General features: G+C 55.0%; 21 protein-coding genes, 1 tRNA gene and 1 pseudogene. 10 read left to right on the top strand and 13 right to left on the bottom strand.

The annotated features are described in order from the left end of the window. The first annotated feature begins 159 nt into the window (after positions 1-159). The 3 genes from FYC48_RS14605 (at position 160) to FYC48_RS14615 (ending at position 3,541) form a co-directional block, all read left to right on the top strand. Positions 160-1,059: a hypothetical protein gene (locus tag FYC48_RS14605; protein WP_149497462.1), complete on the top strand. Its 900-nt coding sequence runs from the start codon at positions 160-162 to the stop codon at positions 1,057-1,059. A gap of 185 nt (positions 1,060-1,244) precedes the next feature. Continuing rightward, positions 1,245-2,576, top strand: coding sequence for an alkaline phosphatase D family protein (locus tag FYC48_RS14610; protein ID WP_149497463.1), 1,332 nt, complete (start codon positions 1,245-1,247; stop codon positions 2,574-2,576). 278 nt (positions 2,577-2,854) lie between these two features. Then, entirely contained in the window at positions 2,855-3,541 is a 687-nt protein-coding gene (locus FYC48_RS14615; RefSeq protein WP_149497464.1) for a DUF374 domain-containing protein, read from the top strand. 33 nt (positions 3,542-3,574) lie between these two features. Here the strand turns inward: FYC48_RS14615 and FYC48_RS14620 are convergent, their stop codons facing one another. Next, the gene (locus FYC48_RS14620) at positions 3,575-5,050 is read right to left on the bottom strand and encodes a sodium:solute symporter family protein (protein ID WP_149497465.1); all 1,476 of its coding nucleotides are present in this window, start codon (positions 5,048-5,050) and stop codon (positions 3,575-3,577) included. A gap of 37 nt (positions 5,051-5,087) precedes the next feature. Further along, positions 5,088-6,257: a type III PLP-dependent enzyme gene (locus FYC48_RS14625; protein WP_160149533.1), complete on the bottom strand. Its 1,170-nt coding sequence runs from the start codon at positions 6,255-6,257 to the stop codon at positions 5,088-5,090. Positions 6,258-6,479: 222 nt separating this feature from the next. Between FYC48_RS14625 and FYC48_RS14630 the strand changes: the two genes are divergently transcribed. From FYC48_RS14630 to FYC48_RS28820, 5 genes are all read left to right on the top strand, one after another. After that, positions 6,480-6,728, top strand: a complete 249-nt coding sequence (locus FYC48_RS14630; RefSeq protein ID WP_149497466.1) for a hypothetical protein — start codon at positions 6,480-6,482, stop codon at positions 6,726-6,728. Between the two features lie 194 nt (positions 6,729-6,922). Continuing rightward, positions 6,923-7,690: a CPBP family intramembrane glutamic endopeptidase gene (locus tag FYC48_RS14635; RefSeq protein WP_149497467.1), complete on the top strand. Its 768-nt coding sequence runs from the start codon at positions 6,923-6,925 to the stop codon at positions 7,688-7,690. Positions 7,691-7,867: 177 nt separating this feature from the next. Next, positions 7,868-8,260, top strand: a complete 393-nt coding sequence (locus tag FYC48_RS14640; RefSeq protein WP_261345070.1) for a suppressor of fused domain protein — start codon at positions 7,868-7,870, stop codon at positions 8,258-8,260. A gap of 50 nt (positions 8,261-8,310) precedes the next feature. Then, positions 8,311-9,321 (top strand): imm11 family protein, encoded by a 1,011-nt coding sequence (locus tag FYC48_RS14645; RefSeq protein ID WP_149497469.1) that lies wholly within the window; start codon positions 8,311-8,313, stop codon positions 9,319-9,321. 38 nt (positions 9,322-9,359) lie between these two features. Next, positions 9,360-9,746 carry an Imm44 family immunity protein gene (locus FYC48_RS28820; RefSeq protein ID WP_390622134.1) on the top strand — a complete coding sequence of 129 codons (387 nt, stop codon included), beginning with the start codon at positions 9,360-9,362 and terminating at the stop codon, positions 9,744-9,746. On the opposite strand, the pseudogene FYC48_RS14655 reads toward FYC48_RS28820, so the two are convergent. The 10 genes and pseudogenes from FYC48_RS14655 to FYC48_RS14700 form a co-directional block, all read right to left on the bottom strand. Then, positions 9,704-10,081 (bottom strand): annotated as a pseudogene (locus FYC48_RS14655) (class I SAM-dependent methyltransferase); the annotation flags it as partial. The gene FYC48_RS28820 and the pseudogene FYC48_RS14655 sit on opposite strands and share 43 nt — an antisense overlap. Positions 10,082-10,374: 293 nt before the next feature. After that, complete coding sequence (locus FYC48_RS28160) at positions 10,375-10,701, bottom strand: carboxymuconolactone decarboxylase family protein (RefSeq protein ID WP_261345071.1); 327 nt, start codon at positions 10,699-10,701, stop codon at positions 10,375-10,377. Positions 10,702-10,895: 194 nt separating this feature from the next. Then, positions 10,896-11,921: an NAD(P)/FAD-dependent oxidoreductase gene (locus FYC48_RS14665; protein ID WP_149497471.1), complete on the bottom strand. Its 1,026-nt coding sequence runs from the start codon at positions 11,919-11,921 to the stop codon at positions 10,896-10,898. Positions 11,922-11,934: 13 nt separating this feature from the next. Beyond that, the gene (locus tag FYC48_RS14670) at positions 11,935-12,633 is read right to left on the bottom strand and encodes a class I SAM-dependent methyltransferase (RefSeq protein WP_149497472.1); all 699 of its coding nucleotides are present in this window, start codon (positions 12,631-12,633) and stop codon (positions 11,935-11,937) included. After that, on the bottom strand, positions 12,623-13,090 hold the full coding sequence (locus FYC48_RS14675) for an Rrf2 family transcriptional regulator (protein WP_149497473.1): 468 nt from the start codon (positions 13,088-13,090) through the stop codon (positions 12,623-12,625). Before FYC48_RS14675 ends, FYC48_RS14670 begins: the two co-directional genes overlap by 11 nt. Positions 13,091-13,902: 812 nt before the next feature. Continuing rightward, a tRNA-Pro gene (locus tag FYC48_RS14680) sits at positions 13,903-13,977 on the bottom strand. Positions 13,978-13,994: 17 nt separating this feature from the next. Next, a complete protein-coding gene (locus FYC48_RS14685; protein ID WP_149497474.1) occupies positions 13,995-15,422 on the bottom strand; it encodes a hypothetical protein in 1,428 nt (475 codons plus the stop codon). Next, positions 15,422-16,516: an MlaD family protein gene (locus FYC48_RS14690; RefSeq protein WP_149497475.1), complete on the bottom strand. Its 1,095-nt coding sequence runs from the start codon at positions 16,514-16,516 to the stop codon at positions 15,422-15,424. The genes FYC48_RS14685 and FYC48_RS14690 overlap by 1 nt, the downstream gene beginning before the upstream one ends. Beyond that, the gene (locus FYC48_RS14695) at positions 16,516-17,160 is read right to left on the bottom strand and encodes an ATP-binding cassette domain-containing protein (protein ID WP_149497476.1); all 645 of its coding nucleotides are present in this window, start codon (positions 17,158-17,160) and stop codon (positions 16,516-16,518) included. The genes FYC48_RS14690 and FYC48_RS14695 overlap by 1 nt, the downstream gene beginning before the upstream one ends. 97 nt (positions 17,161-17,257) lie before the next feature. Then, on the bottom strand, positions 17,258-18,166 hold the full coding sequence (locus FYC48_RS14700; RefSeq protein ID WP_149497477.1) for an ABC transporter permease: 909 nt from the start codon (positions 18,164-18,166) through the stop codon (positions 17,258-17,260). A gap of 371 nt (positions 18,167-18,537) precedes the next feature. Between FYC48_RS14700 and pyrF the strand changes: the two genes are divergently transcribed. Continuing rightward, positions 18,538-19,443 carry an orotidine-5'-phosphate decarboxylase gene (gene pyrF / locus FYC48_RS14705; protein WP_149497478.1) on the top strand — a complete coding sequence of 302 codons (906 nt, stop codon included), beginning with the start codon at positions 18,538-18,540 and terminating at the stop codon, positions 19,441-19,443. Positions 19,444-19,565: 122 nt separating this feature from the next. Here pyrF and FYC48_RS14710 read toward each other — a convergent pair whose 3' ends face one another. Beyond that, the gene (locus tag FYC48_RS14710; protein WP_160149534.1) at positions 19,566-20,420 is read right to left on the bottom strand and encodes a glycosyltransferase; all 855 of its coding nucleotides are present in this window, start codon (positions 20,418-20,420) and stop codon (positions 19,566-19,568) included. Positions 20,421-20,934: 514 nt separating this feature from the next. Here FYC48_RS14710 and FYC48_RS14715 point away from each other — a divergent pair. Then, a complete protein-coding gene (locus FYC48_RS14715; protein ID WP_149497480.1) occupies positions 20,935-21,660 on the top strand; it encodes a 3-keto-disaccharide hydrolase in 726 nt (241 codons plus the stop codon). Positions 21,661-21,663 lie beyond the last annotated feature (3 nt).

The following is a 21,663-nucleotide window of genomic DNA, read 5'->3' on the forward strand; positions in this document are numbered from 1 at the left end:
GGCACCCGGACTCAGTATAGGAAACCGGTGCCAAATAGCCAGACGAGCACTGCGTTCGTGAATCTGCACTGCGTTGGTACAACACCGAAATGCCGATTCATCGCTCTGGTGCGGTCGTCCATAAAATCGTCCCTCGTCCACAACATAATCGAGATCGCCATGTTATCGCGTAACGAATTCGTCCGACAATTCACCGACAGACTGAAAACCGATTACCGACGCCACAACGCATGGTTTGCTAACTTCGAAGATTGGACCCAAGAAGAAATACTAACGACGTTGATCAATGCGGCGTACAAGCTTTACGCCGCGACCGCATCAAACGCTCTCGAGCTGACTCTTTTGGGTGGAACCGAAATCCGAACCGATTCGCAATTGGTTCGATCGTTTGGTGTCACCGCCGCCAACGGAATCCAAGACGAGGCGACACGAAAAATCGTCAGGCAAGAATTCTTGCGTCGTGATGCCGCCGCAAAGCAACGCTATCTTCTGTCTCGAAATAGACGAGTACGAGCGACACCCGTGACCAAGATCGGTAGCATCCTGAGTGAAAAAAAATGGAGCCCGATTTTAAACGACACCTTGATCATCGGAGCTGCGACCTTCGGTCAGGTCTTTAAACTCGCACTCACCCAAAACGAACGCGCCGATTGGGAGGCACGGCATGGAAAAAAGGTGACCCGTTATGCCGTGCTGCGTTCGCAATTCGACATCGATGAATGCAAGCAGGCTTGGAAAGAGTTCTTTCAAATGAACACCGGGATGTTCTTCAATGATGATGATGGAAATCCGCGGGTTTTCGCGCGAGAGCTGATCGGGCTGTGTGCATTTGGGTACCGGCCAGAGTTTTCATGGCACCAGCTAGGGTTCTATCGCCAAAAAACCGGGAAGCGTATCACGCCGACGTTTCGTCGCTACGTCGATGCCTTGGCCGAAGTCAACTTTCAAGAGCGGGATCGGGACGCGATCATGGAAAAGTTGGGCGACTTCTTGTTCGGTGACAGAAAAGCGATCGCGTTTCGCACCGGGATGGTACGAGCCGGCGACTTGGTCAGCTAAGACGCGGCAAGGATCTGTGCGGACATTCGTCGCCTCCCAGCGGCAGGTAGTCCTTCTTGGTCGCGTCTAATTCGTGAACCCTCGATGAAGGATGACGCTTTGGGCTACCTGTGACCCTCTGCCAAAGTAGACTGCCAGCTCAACATTGACTCATGAACTGATTGTGGTATTGCGAGGGGAAGGGGATGCGTTCAAAGAACTCGAAGAATGCCGGCGCCGGCAAAGAACTGACTCGACGGGAAGCTCTTGTGGTCGGGGCCGCGGCGACACCGCTGTTGGCAACCCGGCCCCGGCAAGCCGTTGCCGCCGAATCCGAAGGAAACCCAGTGGGTCCCATTTTGGGGCACGTCGATCACGAGACGGCGATCATCTGGTATCGGCCAATTTCGGATGGTGAGTTCGTTGCAACGCTTACAAACACTCAATCAAAAGCAAGCGTTTCGGCGAAGGCAAACGCGTTGCCTGAAAATGACCACTGCGTCACATGGCAATTCGATGGTTTGGAAGCCGATGCCGAATACACATACTCGATCACTCAAAAGGGGCAAGCGGTCGCGCGGGCGAAGCATCAGCGTATTCATACCGCACCGCAACCGAAGCACCCATCGCGGACCGTTCTCGCCATGGGGTCCTGTGCTTCGAGCACGGACTTTTTTGATGTCTGGACTCAGATTGCGGCGAACGACATCGATGGTCTGATGCTGTTGGGGGATACACCCTACATTGACAACAAAACTCTATCGGTCAATCGATTGCGGCATCGCGAATTTTTATCGATCCCGACTCTTGCGATGATCGGGGCATCGACGCCAATTTGGGGCACGTGGGATGACCATGATTTCGGTGGCAACGACACCGATGGGACGATTGCCGCGAAGCACCTGATCCGCCAAGCATTCACCGAGTATCGGGCTCAGAAGCAATTTGGCGATGGCGAGCATGGCGTCTATACCAAGTTTCGCCGTGGTCCCGTCGAAGTGTTCATGATTGACCCACGATATTTTTCACAAACAGAACCCAGCCCCGTTGATCCCGATAAACCAACCTGTCTTGGCAAACAGCAATGGCAGTGGCTCTGCGAAGGCTTAAAGTCGTCGACGGCTCCGTTCAAGTTGCTTGCGACCGGAATGATCTGGGACGACAAACGAAACAGCGAAAAGGACGATTGGCAAACGTATGCACACGAACGAGAAGCCATCTTCGACTTCATCGGAGAGCATCGCATCGGTGGTGTGGTCTTGATCGGAGGCGATATCCATGTATCGCGTCACCTCAAGTATCCGATGAAAGATCGAATCGGATACGATTTGCACCAGTTCATCATCAGTCCATTGCACGATCGAGTCATCCCGTCACTGAATGTCGAGCACCCAGATCTTCTCTGGGGCGAACCACTCAAGAACATGTTTTTGACAGTGGCCGTCGACGCGACCGGCGATCGGCCCACGCTCGAAGCGAAATGGATCGACCGTCTGGGAAAGCTGCATCACAGCGTTCGTATCGAGCTTGATTCGTAGTTTTGGTTACGCACGGGGGCAAACCAATCACTCGACCAAGCGATTGTGTGTAGAAAATTGAGCGGAGATTTCAATCAGTGCGTCTCCTGTCGAAATTGACTGCGACGACGTCAGACAGTTCGCAAACTTTGGCATGCCTGCTGAACAAGAGGAGACGACCAACACACCACCATCACCCCCCGTCTATTGGGGAGATTTGATTTCGACGCCTTTGAAAACTCTCGGATGGCAATACACTCTAGTGCCAGATAAACCGACGAGCTTTTAACGGAAACTACATGACGCTCCTGCTAACCGTTCAATCTTGGATGTTGGGGTTCGTCATGTTGGGGTTGCGTTTGACGTGCCGTGTGAAAGTACACAACGATCCACGCGGACAATTGCGAGAGCGTGGCCAGGCATACGCCTTTTCAATTCTTCATGCCCACTCGGTCGCGGCTGCGATCAATCGCGAGCCTCGTACCGCGGCGATGGTGTCTCAGTCCGAGGATGGGCAATTGCTGATCCCCGCATATCGCCTGTTGCGGATCAAAGCGATTCGTGGCTCAAGCCAACGGACCGGTCGCCGAAAAGGCGGCCGGGAGGCACTCGATCAGTTGGTCAAATATGTCGCGATCGACTCACCCGTTGTTCTGGCCGTCGACGGCCCACGCGGGCCACGTAACCACGTCCGTAAAGGCATCACCGTGTTGTCTAGGCAATCGGGGGCGGCGGTCGTCAATGTGGCAATGGTACCAAGGAAGCGAATCGTATTAGCTGGCACCTGGGATCGAATGCAAATCCCATGGCCGTTCAGCTGTGTGGATGCCTACTTCGGCGAGCCCTTGATCCCCGACGAGAACGAATCAATCGAGGACTACCGGGTTCGAATTCAAGATTCACTCAACCAGCTCGAAGCTAAGTATGACCCCGTTGAATGCAAGGCAGCAGGCGACAAAGCCGCGGCTCGCGAAACCAGGGCGTAACTAGCTGTGGCGATTCGCATTTCGCAATGCGAATCAATTACCGACGAACGATTCAGCCCTCGCAGCGGGCTGTAGCTGCTTGTCGCTGACCCACTGTGGGGCGATCGATCCGATGATCATGCCAAGCACGCTGGCTGCCAATCCACACAACTGCGAAGGGACGATGAATTCGTCGCCGAAACCAAAGCACATCACAGCCCAAACCATGACGCCAAGCACGATCGCCATCAGTGCGCCTTGCGTCGTCGCCTGCTTCCAGTAGATTCCAAATACGAGCGGGACGAGTGCCCCGGCAAGCACGATGCTGTAGGCCGCTTGCACCATTTCGTACATCGTTTTGCTGCTGGCAATTGCCTGCACCGTCACAATGATAGCGAACAGCACCACCACAATTCGCAACGATAACAGAATGGATTTTTCCGACAGCTTCCTCCGCGAGGATCGCAAAACATTTTCGACGAGCAAGTTCGCGGGTGCCAGCAACGTACCGCTGGCCGTCGAGAGGATCGCTGATACCAGAGCCCCCATGAAGATCGCCTGAGCCCAGAACGGCATCGTCGTCAGTACCAGATCTGGCAGCGTCCGTTGGATCTCACGTTCGTCGTCGCTTGCAAAACGCTCCATGAACGCAGGATCGATCACGGTCGCGGCGTATGCGATAAACATCGGCACGAAGGCGAAGACAAAGTAGAACGAGCCCCCCAACAACGTGCCGCGCACCGCCGTCCGTTCGTCCTTAGCACTGGTGACGCGTTGAAAGACATCTTGTTGCGGGATCGAGCCAAGTGCCGCCGTCAAAAAGCCAGCGACATAGGCGAACCACTCGCGAGTACCGCCTTGTGGGAACAGTTGCAGCTTACCAGCGTGACGCGCGGATTCGAAAACCGGTGTGAAACCGCCTGCCAAATTAGCGACCAGGAATGCGACGATCAGCAAGCCGATGACGATCACAACGGTTTGGATCATGTCCGTTAGCGCAACCGACCACATCCCACCGAGTGCCGTGTAGATCACCACAACGACCGCCCCCACCACGATGCCAACTTTCAGTGTCATCCAAGTCGCACCGGCGGATTTTCCGAGCACTGAAAGCACCAATCCGAACGCCGTGAACTGCGCCGCCGCCCACCCCAGATAGGAAAATGCGATCACCGCAGAGGTCAGAATTTCGACCCGCTTGCCATAGCGCAAGCGGTAGTAATCACCGATCGTCAGCAAGTTCAGACGGTAAAAATACTTGGCAAACAGAATCGCGACCAGTACTAAGCAAACTGAAAATCCGAACGGATCTCCCGGGATCGCCGAGAGACCCTCATTCGCGAAAGTCGCCGAAACCGACAACACGGTTTCCGCGCCAAACCAAGTCGCAAACACGCAGGTGAAATTCATGTAAAGCGGTAGGGATCTACCGGCGATCATGAAGTCCTTGGAATCTCCCACCAACCGAGAGGCATACAAACCGATCCCGATGGTCAGTGCAAGATAAAGCAGTACTGCGATAGTGAGCATTAAACCCTATGACGTTGACGAATTATGACGAGTGACGTCAATCGATTTGGATCGTGCGGGCGACCGGCAACCCGTTAAAGGGGCTGGCGCTGGCACCTGCGTATGCCCCCATTGAGGGCACAAGCAATAGTTCACCGACTTCGAGAACCGGGAGGTATTGGTCACGGCTAACCACATCGCTGGAATCGCAAGTCGGTCCGGCAATGACACAGGCTTCGGCACCGCGATCCCATGCGTTTTCGACAATCAGTGGAAAGTCTGCGTGGTCGAATACCTTGCCCGAGAAGCTACCGTACAACCCGTCGTCGATGATGTACCAAGGCGTTCCCCATCGAGTACTTTTGCCGATCACGCGGGTGATTAACGTGGTGCACTCGGCACTCAAGCCACGACCAGGTTCGGCGATCAACCGAATCGGTAGGTCGCCAAATGATTCGCGCAAGCCTTCGGAAACGACGAAGCCGAACGAGTCCATCGTGGGTGCGTTTTCCAAGTAGGGAGCCGGGAAACCGCCACCGATGTCCAGGATTTCCAAACCGAAGCCCAGTTCAGCAGCCTGATCCCAGAACCCACGGACCGATCGTAGGACTGACCGGTAGTCTTCGGGGTCGATGCATTGGCTGCCGACATGAAACGAAAACCCACGCACATTCAATCCCAACTGGCGGGCGCACTGCAGGATTTCAAGGGCGTCTTCGAGTGGTGCACCGAATTTAGACGACAGGTTGATCATGCTCGAGTTCCCCGAAACGGCCAGTCGCATCAGCAGCGAGGCATCGGGGGCCAGTCGGGCGATCTTTTCGGCCTCGAAAGAGTTGTCAAACACAAACCAACGGACGCCCGCGTCGTAGCAACGCAACAGGTTTCGGTCGGTCTTACAGGGATGGGTGTGCAGCATTCGGTCTGGGGTGAAACCGGCCGCCAACGCGGCGTCCAGTTCGCCCTCGGAGCAAATATCGACGAAGGCGTTTTCGGCGCACAGCGTCGAAAGAATGTTCAAGTCGCAATTTGATTTTGCGGCGTAGTACAAGTCTACGCCTGGCAACGCTTGACGCATCGCATGATAGGTGTCGATCAGTTTGGATTTAGAGACGACCAGAAGTGGTGTCCCGTACTCGAAAGCGAGTTGTCGAGCCAAGTCAAAATCAAGAACCGCACGAGCTTCACGAACGAATGCGGTGCGCGCAACACCCTGTAGTTGGATCAAGGGGGATCCTCTCCATTGTTGGTAAAAGAAACGACAAACAAAGCAGCCTCGAGGGCTGTTGGCCGACCTTTCTTAAGCTGTCATCTGACCGCAATCATGCAGCGACAACGCGTTGACCTTGGGGGATCTAAAGAGCCTTACGGTATGGCGACGTACCGGCATTGGTGTGGGCTGATCTCGCTACGGACCGTCCTGCCTCGGCTGTGCCGCTACCATCGAGAGTTGGCGTCACAAACCGCGATTGAAAACCAGTGTCAGTCTTCGACTTTTGGGGTGCTGTTGCAACATCATTTTTCAAAAATGGAGCAACAACTCACTCGCCCGAAAGACTGGCACGCCGAGCCGGCAAAATGTCATTTTGCCTCGCGCGGTATTCAAGCAACAAAACCAAAATCGTCAAGCGGTTACCGCCCCAAAAAACCAACTTTCCCCAAAAAGGTGTCAGGACTCTTTTTTGACCCAAAAAGCTAATTGGGGCAGCAGAAGACGACTCCCAATCCGAGGCGAGTCGTCAACTGACGCCCCCGCCCGTCCGTATTGTTCAAGTGCGTGTCGGCCCTAAAAAAAGCTCTGACACCTCGCGCCCTGGCCGGCGAAAGAACGTGACTGGTTTTGTTGCAGGCCATCAGACCTAGCCAATCACTTTCCTTGCCACAGTCGACGACATGCATCACGAGCAACCCGAACGACCACAACCGACAACGACACCACCTTCGATCATGTTGCCTCTTGTTGTGGTTGTCGTCGCGACATTGGTAACGCAGCTCTGCAGTTTGGCCTGCACCTACGACGGTCGTTTCCTGACGGTACTAGTTCCGAGTGCTTTGGTGTTGAGTTTGATCACAGTACCGTTGGCAATCACGGGGCTTTCCCTCGGGCAGCGTATCGGCCTTGGCGCGCCACTGCTAACAAGCCTTCTCAACCGAGACCCCGGATCAGGAAGGTGGCTCGTCACGGATGCCAAACTATCGATTTCACTCGGGCTTAGTCTCGGTACCCTGTTGCTGTTGCTTCGCTATTTTGCATTACCATTTTTGCCGCCAGAGCTACCGGCATTGGGACATCGCGGTGTGCTAGGTGGGCTTTTCGTATCGATCGGCGCGGCGGTCGCGGAGGAGGTCTGGCTGCGTCTCGGTGTGTTGACGATTCTCGCTTGGGGCTTCCTGTGGGTCATTGGCAGCCGAGAAGTATCGCAGTCCGTCGGATGGGTGTCAGTCGTGATTTCTGCGATCGCGTTCGCGGCCATCCACCTACCTCAGTTGGCTTCCCACGGTGCGGCCAATGGCATTGGAATCATGGCAACGATGGCGGGCAACACAGTCGTGGGTATCCTGTTTGGTTACCTGTATTGGCGGCGGAGCCTGCTCGCCGCAGTCTTAGCGCATTTTGCTGTCGACATTGTCCTGCATGTCGTATCCGCATTGATGGCTTAAGCCCGGAAGACAATCGCCGCACACTTGAGTCGTCCAAAGCGGCCTCAAAGATTAGCGAAAGCGACAAGGGATAGGAGAAACGGTGCCGATCGTTTTCCACCGTGAACTGTTCCATCAACATCCCGCTGGGCAGCAAAAGAGTCCGCGTACCTTTTTTGCGATGAATTCTATCTAGAGCTGGGACCGGCTTTCTCGTCCGCGTCTGGTCTTTCCTCGAATCCCACTGATGCTTGGCCAGTTGTTTGCATGCGAGAACTCGCACGCCGCATCATGAATAACCAGGTGCAGCTCCGTGGCGACTTTGGCGTTCTCTCCAACGAAGATCCGCCAAAATCATTTTGCGAACAAACACGATTCGCCGGCTGGTTATTTGCCGCCCCCCAAAACGAACAGCATCGTTGCGTTTTGTCGAATGGCACTACGGTGAAGCTCTACCAGTTGTTTCCTCTCTACGCTGAGGAGATAATTCTCCAACGAGACAAAGGCTTTGCTGCTTTGATAGAGCAAGTTGAAAAACACGGGCTCCCGAACGGAGTTGAGGAAGGGCGCGCTCCGCTCGTGTCATTTTGATCTCTCCAATGACTTATTGCTTGACCTTCACTATCTAGAATATTGCTCGCATGCCACAAGAACTTTTTTCGCTTAAGTTTGAATACGATGATCCCCGGTTTTCGCAGTTCAGCTTTCCGGAAGATGCGCCATCGTATTTTGGCAACCCGCATCTGTCCAAAGATTTTGACAGTGACAACGCCGGCAAGCTGGATTGGAATCCGCATAAGCTCGCTGATGTGTGGGAACCGCAAAAGGTGATCGGCGATGTTGCTGGATTTTGCGATTACCCAACCGTCGACAACAAGCCGGCTTTCAGTGCCCGCGCGGTTGCAGTGCTGAGAGATCTGCTCGAACCGTGCGGAGAGCTGCTGCCTTTGTTGACTCCAATCGGCGAGTACTTTGCCTTCAACATTCAGGTTGTGTCCGATGCACTTGATCGAGAGCGTTCCAACGCTAGTTTGGGCGATCCTGGCAGCAGCAAAGAAACCGCGTTTGGAATCAAACACTTCATATTTAACGAGTCACTACTCGGTGATCACGCGATCTTCCGAGTCCGCGAGTATCCCCCCATGGTCGTAGTGAGCGATCAATTTAAGACTCGTGCCGAAGACGCAGGTTTGAATGGCCTGCACTTCGCCAAGATTTGGCCCTACGCTGCCGACGAGTCTTGGGATGACATCGATCGCCAACTGAGCCGGAAGCGAAAACGAGAGGGAAAACTAGCGGAACTTCGTGGCCAGAGTGTCGAAATCAAGCTGACAATCAGTGACGAGCCGAAAGATTACGACGAACCGACTGAAGAGCAGTATCGCAACGCGTTTGCTCTCGCTGACAAGATCAAGTCAGCATTCTCCAAGCTCGGTGCGGACACCGGCGGCTTCATGGGTACCGTTTCATCAGTTGATCCCGGCGAGCAAGGTTTCTCGATCAACATCGTGTGCCCGGATGCACAAGAAGCGTTTCAGGTTTGCGAGCCGATTTTGCGATCCACTAAGTGGCCATTTCCGATGGATGTCATCATCGTCCCTGGTAATCCCTACGATCGAAAGGTCAAACCGCAGATCATTGAGATCGTCTAGATCGCACACGCAAGTTGGGTTGAAACATGAAGTTCTGGATGAGCGGTGAGTGTGATGCCAAGGTCTACGATGATTATCGAATCGTGTGGGCACAGATTGAGAAGGACGTGAATCGCATCTTGAAGTCCAACGACTATGGATCGGGCGTCACGAAGTTGAATGTCATCCCCATCATCCTTTCTAAGGCTGCACAGAATGACCTGTTCAATGAGATTAAACGGTTTGATCGCAAGAAACGCGAGTCCGAATTTCGTCTTCACGTTTCCCTCGCCAGGTTCCGATCCGCAACGCTGACAGAGAAGTACGACTTGATTATTCGCTCGATCCACCTGATGGAACAAAAAAAGGGGATGGGGGTTTTAATAGCAGGTGTAATGGCGAATCGCTCCCCTTTTCTTAGACCGTCGTACACTTTCCGGGCGTAAGCCTCCCGCTCTGACATGTGATGCCATGTGTCGAGGGTGAGGACACCATGAACACTCTCGGGTTTCAACTCAGGGTCATGAAAGTCGACTTTCTGAGTAACAATATGCGCTGGCCCGAGCTCCGGTAAGTGATTCGCCAAGTACTCGATCATTGCGGCTTCGGCGTCGATCGCAATAACAGTTCCATTTCCGCCAACGGCTTCACTCAAGTGAGCAACCATGTAGCCTGTTCCTGCTTCTATGTCGGCGACGGTTTGTCCCGCTTCAAGCTTCAACGCGGCAACAATTTCCTCCGGGTGCTGCCATTCATCCCGAGACGTCCCGAGATGGATCATTCCACCTCGCCGCAAGGCTTTCTGGGTCGGCAAACGCGTGATGGTGGCCTTTGTCTTGGTGTTCCTTGCTTTGCATAGCTTCGTCGTTCTGAGCTTGGTGTGGTTCGCTTATCGAGGTCGACGATTCGGTATCCGCACTGACCACTGAGGAATCCTGTTGTGTGCTACACCCAGCACAGCTGAACAGAATGGCGAAGAGAAACGCTTGAATTGCGATAGCTTTCATCAGCACGAATTTCCGGGTGAAGTGGGTCTTGAAACGAGACCATCAAACCGCAGAGCCTTGCACCGCGTCATTCACAACCACACTCACCCACGATTTGTTTCGTGGTAGCGTTGACTCGGTTGCCGAATTCGACCATGCCAATTTTCAGGATCAGAGTCGCGAGTGCCTGTTCGTCGAAGCGACGTGCGGATTCGTTCCATATTTCATCAGGTACCGGATTGGTCCGATCGGACATACGAGTCACCGCTTCGGCGAGCGCGAGTGCAGCTCGCTCCGAGTCGCTGAAACAGGGAGCTTCGCGCCAAGCGGCAAGAGCAAACAGTCGATGGTCCGATTCCGTTCCTTTTCGATCCTCGCGAGTGTGCATGTCCAAGCAAACGCTACTCCCGTTGATTTAGCTGATTCGCAGGTTGACAAGATTCAACGTTGTTTGAGGTACCGCGTCGGATTGCTTCGTTGCCTTCACCAGCTCACAAGACCTGGCATGACGTCGGGGACCACCAACATTGGATTCTTCATCCGCGCTTGCATCAAATTCCCAATGGCTGTATTAATGTTCGTAAGAGTTTGATCGCTTATTGTTCGCCGTCATTTGCTGGAATGCGCGGGGGCTTCCTGGAATAGCGATTTGTTCAACATGATCGCTGCCATGGCACCGTCGGTGACTGCCGTAGCGACTTGGGGAGCACCAACGGACGCGTCGCCGACGACATAAACGCCGGCTACGGAAGTGGCACCGTAGGGATCTGTCTCTGCCGTGTCGCTGAACACTCCTGGTACGAAAACGAGCTTGCAACCGAGCTGTTTGGCAAGTGACGATCGAGGGATCATCGGAGCTCGAATAAAGAACGCGTCGACATCCAGCACTCCGCCGTCGGAAAAATCGATGCCTCGGATTTTTCCGCCTTCGCCCGTCACTCGTTCAATAGCCTGTTCACGAATTCCGATACCGTGTTGACGCAGTCTCTCTCGTTCGGCGTTTGTCAAACTGGAACTGCCGCCAGAACAGTACGTCAAACTGTCCGTCCAACCTTTTAGTTCGATACCCCATTCGACAGCAAGTTTTTGATCTGCCATGTATGCCCAGGGTTTACCGCGAACTTCCCAGCCATGGCAATACGGGCAATGGTAAACGCCGGCTCCCCATAGCTCTGCAAGCCCATTAATGTGGGGCAGATCGTCTTTCACCCCAGTTGCAAGAATCAGTTTGCTGGCCGTAAACGACTTCCCAGAATCGGCCCGCACTTGAAACCCCTTGTCGAGTTGGCGGGCGCTGACAATTCGACACTGATGAAAAGCCACGTCATATGGTTTCAGTTGGTCCCGACCGATTTTGAGTAACTCCGACGGACTGATTCCGTCTCGCGAGAAGAAGCTGTGGACGGAAGGAGAGGTGCGATTGCGATGTTCGCCGGCATCACAGACCAGAACCTTTCGGCAACACCGCCCCAGGACCAACGCCGCGCTCAACCCCGCAGGTCCACCGCCCACCACGATCGCCTCGTAGTCGAACTGTATCCCTTCTTTGCTCCGGTCCCGCGCAGCGGAGATCTGCGGCAGGAACGCCGTCCCGGCAGTCGCAGCGACGGCAGTCATCATTTCTCGTCGATCCATTTCTCATTCCTCTTCATCTCGCATAGGACACCCACCCTCGGAAAGCCAACCCGGCATAGAACAAACTAACGTCGGTAAACCCCGCTTCATGCAGCAGCGATTCATCTTGCTGTGGATCGAGAATCGTGAGATTTGAGTCGATTGCCTCACTTGCCCGCGAGGCTTTTTGCGGATCGACACCGGAACTCACCACATAAGCCGTGTAGCGAGAAAGCCATAGCTTTCGCCCGCCTTCTGTTTGGGGAAAACTCAATTGGAGCGTGATCAATGGGGCGTTCGGTTTAAGTCGCCCTCTAATGGCGGTCAGCATGTGATGCCGCTCTTCGAGTTCGGCAAAGTGCAGGGTCAAGAGACAAGTCGCTGCGTCAAACGGCCCCTCCGGTGCAACGTCGATTTTTCCCTCGTGCAGTGCGACTCGCGAAACATGCGGACCGAGGGTCTGCCTCGCAAGATCCAGCATGGCCGGTGAAGGATCGACACCATCAAAGGTCCAGCCTGGTTGTGCCTCCGCAAAGACTTTTAACTCAAGTCCGCCGCCAGCTCCTACCACGAGAATGCGACCATCGCTGCCAACTCGCTCAATCAGCAACAACGTTGCCATTCGCTGCATTTCTTCGAATCCGGGCACCGCTCGTCGCGGCGAATCGGCGTACTGTGCGACCGCCTTCGGATCGTGAAACGCCGCTTGCTGCAGTTCTTTGTTAGACGCCATGTGTATTCGGTTTCGCCTTCAGTGAGATGCCTTTGGCTTTGAGTCGTTTGTGACAATCGGCGCTCAGCGAAGCGAGGGTCACTTCGCCAAGTCGCCGCAGCAATCGTTTCTCCGCTTCGTTAAACGCCTTGCCCAGGGCCGCGTTCACGGATTGCTCCACCAGGCAACCGGGCGATTCGGTGCGATTACCGATCGCCAAAAGTGACGGGCTACCGACCGCCTCGTAAATGTCCAGCAAAGTGACCTGGGTAGGATCACAAGCCACAGTCCAACCGCCCCCATGCCCCTTCTCGCTACACACGTAGCCCTGCTCACGCAGCCCGGCCATCAACCGACGCACCACAACTGGATTGGTGTCCATTATCTTCGACAGGCCTTCGGACGTGACCGGTACTTCTAACTCCGCCATGTGCAGCAAGATGTGCAGCACACCGGAAAGCTTGCTATCTCGTTTCATGTAACTTATGCTATTACGAGACGAAGTGTGCGTCAAGGTTCATCGCCAAAACCCTGCTATGCTTCAGTCAATAGAGGAGGGCTACTTTGCCACAGGCTGACTGGAACGCGAGGTTTGCCGAAACCGATTTTGCTTACGGCACGGAGCCCTAATCGTTGCTTGCGAACAATGCAAACCTTCTGGCAAACCCGGTTCTGTCAATTGTAGAAGGCGAAGGACGCAACGCGTTTCTTTTGGCGACAATAGGATTAAATGTGCACGCGGTAGACAGCTCGCACGTAGGCCTTGCGAAAGCGGAAGGACTCGCCGCCAGTAGAAGCGTCACCATTTCGGCAGAAGTCGCAGATCTGCAGAACTTTACATCTGAGCCAAACGCTTACTGCGGAGTCGTTTCGATATAGCGACCACTTCTTTCTGTCGATTGTGGAGATCGTGGTGTCGATTAGCTTGGCGTCGGGCGAAAAGCCTATTGAGCCAGAAACGCAATGCCTTGGTCAGTCGCGGCATGGCCTGATGAGGTCTTGACAACAGCTCGGAGTGCACAGATCCGCGAAGTATCAGCCCGTAAGGCGTGCTGTCATTTATAAGAACTGGCTGTAAGTGAGACGTGTCCAATGCGTTGACTGGCGACGGGATTTGAACTCGACAACGTCTTGCAATCAATCAACTTACGGCAAGCAGCGACCTGATTCGGAATTGATAAGGGAGTCGGTTGAACTGGCAGTCAACGCCACGATATTGGCGTAAACCCTTGCCATTCAAAGAGAAACAGCTCGTCGCAAATTGATGTGACGAGCTGTTTTGATTTGAAGTCGGGATGACAAGATTCGAACTTGCGACCTCAGCACCCCCAGTGCTGCGCTCTAACCAGGCTGAGCCACATCCCGATGCCAATGACGCCTCACTAAAAGACGTCGATGGCGATTTTGTGAGGGGCAAGCATAGCTGTCCACTCAATCATCGGCAACGGCAAATCAGCAGTTCTAAACCGCCATTTCTGAGCCGACGCGCGATCGGCCGTTTTCTCGCCCCCCGTTGGTGTTTCGAGCAAACTTTTGAGGTCTAGCTCGGGGTTTTCCGGGCTGAAACTCTCTGGCGACTGTGCCGGAGGGGGTGGAACTGCTTGAGGACTTCGCAATTCAAGCTCAAACTCAGGTTTCGGCCGTGATTTCACGCCGTCTTGCCGCGACTCACTCGGATCGGTGATCATCGCGGGATCGGAATCCATCGGCTCGGGCATCTGATCTTGCAGCGCGTCACGGATTTGTTTGGCCGTCAAGGCGAGTCGAATTTCGGCGGCTTCACAGCCACATGCGGTTCCCCATTCACTCGCCCGCCGGACCAGCCCCCAGGCTCGCTGGAATTCAGAGCGTGCGTAGCCGATCCTTGCGGCCCGGATCAAGCGATCGACCGCCAAGTCGAACCGGCCTGCGAATGCGTACGAATCAGACGCGGCGACTAAGACATTCGGGATAGCACGATAGTGACCGATACAACGCAACAGTTTCGCTTCTCGGTCCCGATGAGCCCCCGCTTGCAAGTACTGTTGTTTGGCATCGTGAATTTCTGCGGCCACGTCATGCCGATCGGCGTGCAACGAAAAGTCACATGTCTGCTCGGCCAATCGGCACGCCAAACCCAAATGACGTTCGGCCTCGTCAACCATCATCTGTTTGATCGCGATGCGTGCCCGGGCGAGTTCGATTCTCGCTTGATAGGCCTGCTGGCATTCGACTTTCGCGCGCTCTTGCTCGACATCTTTACTTAAACAGGGAAGGCTGGCGGCACAGCAATCACGGTCCGTTTCACGGCAACACTCTTCCGACGGCCCGCACAGACAGCACGTGTCGACGATTTCGCAAGGGGGACGGGTCGACGAGGCATAGCTGACAAAACACTCGGCGTCAGCGAGTCGACCTTCGGTCATCGCAATCTCGGCGGACAGCAACCACGTATTACCGGCCGAGGCGCCGGCGCGAGAAAGCTCGACTCTTGCATCGACCAACCAGTCCGAAGCGGCCGCAAGTTCTGATTGACTAACCAAGCACGCGGCGAGATTGTATGCAGCGGTCCCGGATTCGTAGGGATCGTCGGTTGCCCAGGCACGGAGAAGGGCTTTGCGATAGTTCTTTTCGGCTTCTTGAACGCGGCCCTCATGAAACGCTTCGTGCGCGTTGGTCACATAGCGATCAAGCGTTTTGTCTTCGACGACGACTTGTTTGGAGGCCGTCGCGCATCCTGTGGCAAGCAAGCCGCAGCACACGAGACACACCCAGGCAGCGAAACTACAAAACCTTCCGCGGTCCGCGTGGTCGATCCATCGATCTCGCATCAACGAACTCCTCCACCGTGGACCGACGAAGGAGACACTTGTTTGCTTTGCGATCGACGATCTTGGTACCGTCGAAGCAGCCAGTGGTCGTTGATGTCACCGACAAGATCTTGAGCGTCATCGACGGCGTTGTTAATCCGTTCGGTCGTCCCGGGCAAGTCGTCCGCTTCACTACGGACGATCCGCACGACGTCGCGAGTTTCTTCGGTTAGCGTTTGAATTCGCAGAGCCGTTTGCCGTAACGTTTCGAGTGTTTCGGCAATGTCAGCGGTCGTCTTGTCCGCATTTTCATCGATCCCCATCGCGACATCACGAACGCTATGGGCCGCTTCGGTCGCCGCGATTGCCGAACGGTTGATGTCGGCGATGGTTTGGCGGATTTCGGTGTCGACTAATTGATCGACACGGCGAGTGAGCTTGGTAATTTCGTCTTCGAGCTGGGCGGTTGTTGCACGAAGCTGGGCTAATGTCTGAACGGCTTCGGGACGAACTGCCTCGCTGGTTTCCCGGACTGAGTCAAACGTTTCTTCCCCGGCGCGAAAGGTTGGGTCGATCGTCTGTTGCAGCGAGTCGCTGATTCTGTCGGCGGCCCCGGCAACCGCTTGGCTTGCTTCCTGAACGTTGATCGCGGTGTTTTCGACCTGATCGTCATCCTGTTTGAAGTATGGAATCGACTCGCCCGGTTCGATCGGCTTGGCAATGCTGTCCGGTCCCAGTGGTGGCAGATCCGATGCCCGTGCGATTCGGATGACCGGGGGACCGATGCCGTACTTTCGGTCGAGCTCGACTTGTGATTGATCGGTGATCAAATCGCTTTGTCGCGAATCGATGGCGAGTGTGATACGGACAAGGTTACTGCCGTCGACATAGTTCAATTCGTCGACTTCACCGACCGTTCGTCCCAGGATCAAGACTTCTGTCCCGGTCCGAAGTTGACTGGCGATGTCTTCGGTGACTTCGATAAAGAATCGATCTTTGCGAATCGCGATACGCGTGATCAATCGCACCGAAACTACGACGCATAGGATTAAGACGGCCATGAGGAAAAGGCCGACGATTTTGTTGGCATAACGCAAGCGAATTGGTTCGTTCATCACGCCGTCTCCTCGTCGCGTAAAATTGTCTTGCCAACAATCGTCCAGCGGCGGACCGAACGGACAAAGCGATAGTCCTCTTGGCGATCCGGTTCAGAGAACACCAGGATGGCGGCGCCGGCGGAGCGAAATTCATCGATGACCGAGACGATTTCCTCGTGCAATCCTTCGATCACATAGTGCAGAGGGCGTTCAAGAATCAGCAGTTTGGGATGATTACTCACCGCACGAATCCATTGACAGACCTGCAAGATCGACGGTTCAACAAATCCCGGGCGATTGCGCATCGCTTGACGGACCGCGCCGGCGCGAGGGCCAGAAAGACGCTCGCTCCACTGACGCACTTGCTGACGGGCAAACGATTCTGGGACACCGTGGTGACGCATCGCGAGGAGAACATTGTCCCAGACGGTTAAGCTTTTGATCCAACCGGTTCCGGCAAAGACGCGTCCGATCTGACTTCGCATCAGAAACTGGCGTTTGTAATCGCTGGTCGACCATGGTTGTCCCAGAAAGCAAATCTCGCCGCTTTCGGGTGGGTAAAGTCCCAGCATCGCTGACACGATGTCGCGTGGATCGTGGTGTTGTCGTAGCGGCACTTGGACGAAGTCACCCGGATAGATTTCTGCGCTAAATCGGTTCATGCCGATCGAGGTTTCACTGGCGCCACGAAAGGTCACGTCGCGGAACTGGAGGGTTGCGACAGAGCTTTGGGTTGATGTTGCTGATGCGACCACTGGGCTACCCGAACTTGAAGACGAGAAGCTTTTCGTAGAACAACACCGATAAGATCGCAGAGATCGCGAAGATCGCCGTCAAGGCTCGGATTCCCGCACGGCTGGCGACGCGTGGAACATCGGTCAGGCGACCGCTTGAGCGAACGCCTTCCAAACAACAGATGACGCCCGCGAACCCGCCGGCGACCAGCGTTTTTGAGGTGAAGAACACGAGGTCACCGCGTTCGAAATTACGTGATACCTCGCCGTAGAATTCATTCCAAGTGACTCGGATCGCGCCGACGGACGAACCGATCAAATAGCCGGTGACCATGATCGTGACCGCGGTGATGATCGCCAAACAAAAGACGCTGATCATCACCGAGACCACACGTGGCATCACCAAATATGTCATCGGGTCAATGCCCTGCGAATCGATGACTTCGATTTCACCGTCGGCATGCATCGTTGCCAGTTCGGCGCTGATCGCGATGCCACTTCGACCGATCACGACCAAGCAAGCCAATAGCGGCGCGATCTCGCGAACCACCGACCGCCATAAGATCGGTGCGACTTCAGAAGGTGACAAGCCCGCCGCGTCAATCCACATGACCGCTTGGACGATTCCCATCACCCCGACGACGGCGGCGAATCGCATCGCGGCTGGGATCGAATCGACCGACGTGAACAACATCTGACGGGAAAAAACGTTGCGGACCGGGGGCGTCCAACTGCTGGGGCGACAAGCCAGAAAGACGGTGCCGGACAGCACTGCGGCGACATCGGCAATTTGGGTTGCGACGTTGATCCCAAACGTTCCCAGTTGCTCGCACGCATTCCAGAAACCGTGCATTATCGCGTCGATCGGACGGCGACGTGGGCCGGATCGCTGACTTGCCGATGGAAGGTTGACTTGGCTCACGATCGAAAACACGACAGGGGATCGGACGAACGGCTACAACTGGTATCACTGGAGTATTCGGCCGTCAGGGCCGTGCGACTTCCCGATGACCCGTCCAACCCCATCGATCGGACGTCCGTGGCATCGTGCGACCGGTTTAACCGTCACGATCAGACGTTTGTGAGGGGTGTGAAACACATTGACACGTCGTGAAACATGGTCGGCAAATAGTAAAAACGCCACGTCACCCCCATGAGGGCGAGATGGTGCCCGGTGGGCGACGGCCGGATTTCTGATCGCGTCAGGTTATCGGGACCATAAGATGATGGCACAATTGGCAAATCGTTGGTCCCGATGTTTCCGGGCCAGGTTGCTCGCTTCCTCGATTGATCCGACGTTCCGACATGTCTTTTGCCACACGTCTCGTTCAAGCCGTCCAGAAAACAAAATCCGTGACCTGCGTCGGTCTCGATCCCCGCAAAGCGTCCTTGCCGGCCCCCATCCGAGAGGCCGTTGTAAACGATCGCCCAGACGAATGGGCGGCGGCTTACACGCAATTCTGTATGGAGATCATTGATGCTGTCGCGGGGATCGTTCCTTGTGTCAAACCGCAAGCGGCGTTCTTCGAACAGCTCGGACCGGCCGGCATGATTTCGCTTGGCCAAGTCGTCGCCTATGCTCGCGAAAAAGATTTGCTGGTCATCCTGGATGGCAAACGCAATGACATCGGCAGTACCGCAACGGCCTATGCAGACGCCTATCTTGGGGCCGACAGTCCTTGGCAGAGTGATTCGCTGACGGTAAGTCCCTACTTGGGGCGGGACAGCATCGAACCGTTTGTCGAAGTCTGCGAAAAGCGAGCTGCGGGGATTTTTGTTTTAGTCAAGACCTCCAACCCTGGCGGTGGCTTGCTACAAAACCGCGAAACCGATGGCCAGACCGTGTACGCTCGGGTGGCTGAACTGGTGACGGGAATCAACGCCGATCGACTCGACAGCCACGGCTTTGGCCCGATCGGAGCCGTTGTCGGGGCGACGTACCCGGAAGAACTCGCCGAGTTACGGCAAGCGATGCCGCACAGTTGGATACTGATCCCCGGATTCGGGGCCCAGGGTGGAGCCGCCGACGACGTGAAAGCGGGATTCTTAGACGGAGGCTTGGGCGCGGTGGTCAATAGCTCGCGACATCTAATTTTTGCTCACAAGCGTCCCGAGTTTGCGGACAAATTTGGCGACGCCAAATGGCAAGACGCGGTCCGTGCCGCGACCGAAGAAATGAACTCGGCGCTGAATGTGGTCGGTGGCAAGTAAGCTGTTTTGCTTGCCGTTGATCAACTCAACCGGCCGCCGAGAGTTTCAATTCGCTCGGTAGATTCGCTCGCTTGAAATGCCGAACGCTGCGGTTGGGATTTCAAGTTTGTCTAGCCGAGACGTTAGGCGGCGCTCGTGCGAATTTGCTCCAGGCCTTGCTCGGCCCGAGTCAGGCCTCGGCGGCGGACAAGCTTGCGGATGTTGTGATTCCGCTGCCAGTCTTCCTTGGTCACATAACCACGTTCATGTTCAAGGTGATAGCAAATCGCGCGATGGCGAATTTGCATGCCCAGCACTCCGGCGTTTTCCAGCCGCTCGCCCAATTCACGGTCCAAGCCGCCGTACCGCATCTCGAGATTGAATCCGTTGGCGTAAACGATGTCGTCTTTCCAGGCGGACGAGTTGTGCCCGTTAAACGTGGGACGCGTCGTGGTCGCGACATCTAGAAAACGCGCGATCGCAGGATGTCGGACGACCCAAAGCCACTTGGATGACACACGGTGGCCGTGATTTTTGAGCCATCGCATGTTGGTAAACTGATCGAGTTCGAGCTTCTGGTCAAGGATTTGATCGGTGACGTCACGATCGAGTCGAAAGCAACCACCGGAGAGGAATCGTCCGTGAGTTGCCGACTGAAGATGCGTTTCGACAAAGGTGGCGTGGGGAACGCAGTCGCCATCGGTGAAGATCAAGTAATCACCGTGGGCAGAATCAATCGCACGATTGAGGATACGAGTTTTTCCGAATCCCTCGTGTTCCTGAGTGACGTACTGGATCGACAGGTTGGATTTGTTGCGAAAGACATCGATGACTTCGCGAGTTTCGTCGGTCTGCCCATCTTCGCCGACCACGATCTCGAAGTCGCGATAGGTCTGGTTGGCAAATCCCCACAAGACCTGGAACAGATACTTGGGCGATCGAAACGTCGTCATAATGACCGACGTTTCAGGGTGGTTCGGTTTCGTAAGCGATTCCATTCGACTCACTCGCGCACGCAATTTGGGTGATTTTTCGATCGCAGTAAAGCAAAAGGCACCGACGAGCGTAAAGAGCGATTTGATGCGCTCGCGTATCAATCTCGCGATGAAATTGATCTGGCGACCAAAGTCAGGGGGAAGATGCCCCGACAAACTGACGCACGTGATGCGAGGAGGTTGCGAACGAGTCATCTGCAGAGGCGAGTCGTTGGTCTGCAGATCGATTAAGATAGCGGACCAGTTGGGGTGACGACACGTCCACGACCCCGGACCGATCGCCAGCGTCTGGTGGTCAAGAACGCCTTTTCGCTTTATTCACGCGATCCCTCGCCGACGCATTTTGAAATTCCATTGTTGGAGGTGAGATCGATATTTCTTCCGCGTACGGGAAGATGAAGCAGGAAAGACAGCTTCAATTCCAACGCGTCGCATCGGTTTAGTGTGTCGCCCGCCGGACGGTTGTTGTCGCCCCAAAATCGGTCTCTGCCTACCTTTGCCCACCTGAAGCCTTTCGATGAAGTTACCTATTACTATCTTGCTTGCTGGTTTTGCACTCGGTTGCATGTTCCCCGGATCGGCTGATGCTCAATCGTCTGCCGTTCGTGCTTTCATCGATGACGAAGCCCCCGGGTGGGAATCGTTGACCGAAAATGACTTCGCTCCTGTTAATAGCGACGAAAACACGTGGTCATGGAAAGACGGCGTATTGCACTGCACCGGGCTGCCGATCAGCGTGATCGCCACGAAGGAGCAATTTGTGAACTTCGAAGCGGTCATCGAATGGATGCACGAGAAGCCCGCCGGCAACTCGGGAATGTTTGCCTGGGTTTCACCCGAAGCACTCGCCGAGTTACGTGCCGAAGGCAAGCCTGGACTACCCGATGGTGTCGAGGTGCAGATGCTCGATCATGGCTACACAGACAAGATGAAGGCGTTAGGAAAAAGCACTGACTGGTTTGGTACCAACGGCGATCTCTTCGGAGTCCGTAAGCCGTTCAAGCCGTTCCCGCCAACCTCGCCGAACGGTTCACGTAGCTTTCCACGTAAGCATCTGTGCAATGGACACGGCGAATGGAACCATTACTACATACGGGCAATCAACGGTGAAGTTCGCTTATGGGTCAACGGCGAAGAAGTTTCCGGAGGCAACGGCGTAACGCCGGCGAACGGTCATCTTTGTTTGGAAAGCGAAGGGTCGCCGATTCAATTTCGGAAACTGCGAGTTCGGCGGTTGCCTTAAAGG

This window comes from Roseiconus lacunae (assembly GCF_008312935.1).
In the GTDB taxonomy this organism is placed as follows: Bacteria; Planctomycetota; Planctomycetia; order Pirellulales; family Pirellulaceae; genus Stieleria; species Stieleria lacunae.